The following is a 3,512-nucleotide window of genomic DNA, read 5'->3' as shown; positions in this document are numbered from 1 at the left end:
TGCAGCTGCATGCACAGCTCGTTGGCGGTGACGCCGCCGTCGACCTTCAGCACGTCCAGGCTGACCCCCGAGTCGGCGCGCATGGCCTCCACCACGTCGCGGGACTGGTAGCAGATGGCCTCCAGCGTGGCGCGGGCGACGTGGGCGTTGGTGTTGAACCGCGACAGCCCCACGATCGCCCCGCGCGCATCGGAGCGCCAGTAGGGGGCGAACAGGCCGGAGAAGGCCGGGACGAAGTACACCCCGCCGTTGTCGGGGACCTGCCGGGCCAGCGCCTCGCTCTGCGCGGCGCCGGAGATGATGCCCAGCTGGTCGCGCAGCCACTGCACCGCCGACCCGGTCACCGCGATCGACCCCTCCAGGGCGTAGACCGGCTTGTCGGCCCCGAACTGGTAGCAGACGGTCGTCAGCATCCCGGCCTTGGATCGCACGAGTTCCTCACCGGTGTTCAGCAGCAGGAAGTTGCCGGTGCCGTAGGTGTTCTTGGCCTCGCCGGGCGCGAAGCACACCTGCCCCACGGTCGCCGCCTGCTGGTCGCCGAGGATGCCGGTCAGCGGGACCTCGCCGCCGAACGGGCCGTCCGCGGTCGTCGTCCCGTACGCCTCGGGAGCGGAAGACGGCCTGATCTCCGGCAGCATCGCGCGGGGAATGCCGAAGAACGACAGGAGCTGGTCGTCCCAGTCGAGGGTCTCCAGGTCCATCAGCATGGTGCGGCTGGCGTTGGTCGGGTCGGTCACGTGGACCCCGCCGTCCTTCCCGCCGGTCAGGTTCCACAGCACCCACGTGTCCATGTTCCCGAAGATCGCGTCGCCGCTCTCGGCGGCCTCCCGGACCCCCTCGACGTTCTCCAGGATCCACTGGACCTTCCCGGCGGAGAAGTAGGTCGCCGGGGGAAGCCCGGCCTTGCGGCGGATGACGTCGCCGCGCCCGTCGCGCTCCAGCGCGGCGGCGATCCGGTCGGTGCGGGTGTCCTGCCAGACGATCGCGTTGTAGTAGGGGCGGCCGGTGCGCCGGTTCCACACCACCGCCGTCTCGCGCTGGTTGGTGATCCCGACGGCGGCCAGGTCGCCGTGGCTCAGGTCCGCCTTGGTGAGGGTGCTCTGGATGACGGCGCGGGTCCGCTCCCAGATCTCGGTGGGGTCGTGCTCGACCCAGCCGGCCCGCGGCAGGATCTGCTCGTGCTCCAGCTGGTGCCGGGCGACCTCGTTGCCGCCGTGGTCGAAGATCATGAAACGGGTGCTGGTCGTGCCCTGGTCGAGCGCTCCGACGAAGTCGGCCATGACTCTCCCTTTCTGCCGGCGGGGGCGGGACCCCGTCAGGAAACGTCCTTGTCCAACGGCGGCTCGAGCGACTCCGTCACTTCCTCGTCCTCCGGGATGTTACGCCCGATGAGCAGGACGTAGAGGGCGGCGCCGAGCAGGCCGCCGAGCAGGGGCGCCGCGATGGGCACCCAGAAGTAGAGGTCCCCGTACTGGTCCCTCCATGCGGTCTCGTATCCGGTGAGGTACTGGGCGAGCCGGGGACCGAGGTCGCGGGCAGGGTTGATCGCGTACCCGGCGGCGGAGCCGAACGCCATCCCGATGGCCACGACGATGAACCCGATGAGGAGCGGGGCCAGGTTCGCCAGCGGCGGCGCGTTGCGCAGGTCGACGAGCGCGAGGACGAGGAACAGCAGGATCGCCGTGCCGATGACCTGGTCGCGGAACGCCCCCCACGTGTGGATCGGCAGCGAGCCGTTGCCGGGCATCGTGGAGAACACGAACTGCGTCTTGGCCGTCAGGCCGGGGTCGAACTTGTTGAGGATCTCGGTGTAGTTCCACCGGACGATCAGCGCGCCCGCGAACGCACCGAGCGTCTGGGCGAAGCAGTACGGCAGCACCTTGCGCCACGGGAAGCCCCAGAAGGCGGCGAACGCGACGGTCACGGCGGGGTTGATGTGCCCGCCGCTGATCCGCGCGGCGGTGTAGACGCCCAGCGTGACCCCGAACCCCCACGCCCAGGCGATGGCGTCGTGGCCGCCGAGGCTGTCCGGCGCGCCGAGCCCGCTCCCCGCGACGACCTGCGCCACGACGCCGACACCGAACAGGATCAGGATCATCGTGCCGGCGAACTCCGCGATCATCTCCCGGACGAGTTCCGGGGCCCACGGCCGTCGCGTCATCGCTCCCCCTCCAGGGTGTGTGAGGCAAGCACAGCCGCCGCGAACGCAAGCACGCCTGACAAGAGCGGTCAACGGGTTGTTGCCGACAATGCCGGCCCCCTGTGCCGTCCATCGCACCCCCGGCCACCAGTCCGCGACTGCGTGATCTTTCCCGGGAGAGATCCGGATACACGGCCGGATCCGCGGTCAGTGGCCGCGGAACGCCTCCGCCAGCCACCAGGCCGGCCGGCCCTTGGTGACCTTCGCGTCCACGACCATCGGGCGGTTCCGCGGGCCCGCCAGCCAGTCGGCCACCGCGGCCAGGTCCCCGGTGCGCCGGACGGTCGCCGCCGCGCAGCCGAAGCCGCGCCCGACGGCGGCCAAGTCCGCCGGCGGGAACGTCACCGTGTCCAGCGGATGCCCGCCGGGCCCGAAGTGGTGCACCTCCGCGCCGTACGCCTCGTCGTCGTAGACCACCACGAGCAGCCCCAGCCCGAGCCGGACGGCGGTCTCCAGCTCCGGGGCCGCCATCAGCGCGCCGCCGTCGCCGAGCGCGGCCACGGTGAGCCGGTCGGGGCGGGCCACGGCGGCGCCGATCGCGGTGGCGAGGCCGAGCCCCACCGACTGGAACGCCTGGGTGAACACGAGCCCGTCGCCGTCGGGGACGTCCAGGAACATCGCGGGATAGCCCATGAAGTTGCCCGAGTCGACGGCGACCGTGCGCTCGCGGGGCAGCATCGCGTCGAGCGCGATCGTCAGCGTCCGCGGGTCGACGCGGGGACCGCCGGGGTCGTCCTCCACGGCCCGGTGCTCCTCGTACGGGACGTCCTGCCAGCGGCCCTCGCGGGCGAGCCGCTCCGCCACCTCGGGCGTCCGGTAGCCGGTCGCCCGGTGCCCGCGGTCCGCCAGTTCGGCGAGCACGGCCCGCGCCGTCTCGGCGGCGTCGCCGATCAGGCCGAGGTCGACCGGGCGGTGCGCGCCGAGCGCGCGGGCGTCCACGTCGACCTGCACGACCTTGGCGTCCGGGCCGACGAGCGCGCCGTGCCGGGTCGTCCACATGTTCAGCGAGCAGCCCCAGCCGACGACCAGGTCGGCGCGGCGGATCAGGTCGGCGGCGGCCGGCGTCGCGAACCCGCCGCTGACGTCCAGGGCGAACGGTTCGCCGGCGAACAGGCCGCGCGCGACGGCCGACGTCGCGGGCAGCGCGCCGCAGCGGGCGGCCAGCTCGGCGAGCGGCTCGCGGGCGCCCGCCAGCCGGGCGCCCCGCCCGGCGACGAACACCGGCCGCCGCGCCGCCTGCAGCGCGTCGGCGAGCCGGGCGAGCGCGGCCGCCGGCGGCGCCCGCCGCCGGGGGGTCGAGGTCCGGCCCCCC

At 73.2% G+C, this 3,512-nt stretch carries 3 protein-coding genes; all 3 read right to left on the bottom strand.

Going from position 1 to position 3,512, the window contains the following annotated elements; translation table 11 throughout:
- Nucleotides 1-1,280, bottom strand: a 1,280-nt coding sequence (gene glpK, locus ABTW95_RS35540; protein WP_500228620.1) for a glycerol kinase GlpK, incomplete at its 3' end; no start/stop codon positions are given.
- Nucleotides 1,281-1,315: 35 nt separating this feature from the next.
- A complete protein-coding gene (locus tag ABTW95_RS35535; protein ID WP_396446204.1) occupies nt 1,316-2,161 on the bottom strand; it encodes an MIP/aquaporin family protein in 846 nt (281 codons plus the stop codon).
- 186 nt (nt 2,162-2,347) lie between these two features.
- Nucleotides 2,348-3,512 (bottom strand): thiamine pyrophosphate-binding protein (locus ABTW95_RS35530; RefSeq protein ID WP_500228619.1); only part of this gene is annotated, 1,165 nt, incomplete at its 5' end.

The sequence above is a fragment of the Spirillospora sp. NPDC127506 genome (assembly GCF_040302145.1).
GTDB lineage: Bacteria > Actinomycetota > Actinomycetes > Streptosporangiales > Streptosporangiaceae > Spirillospora.
This window is presented reverse-complemented; position numbering and strand designations above follow the sequence as displayed.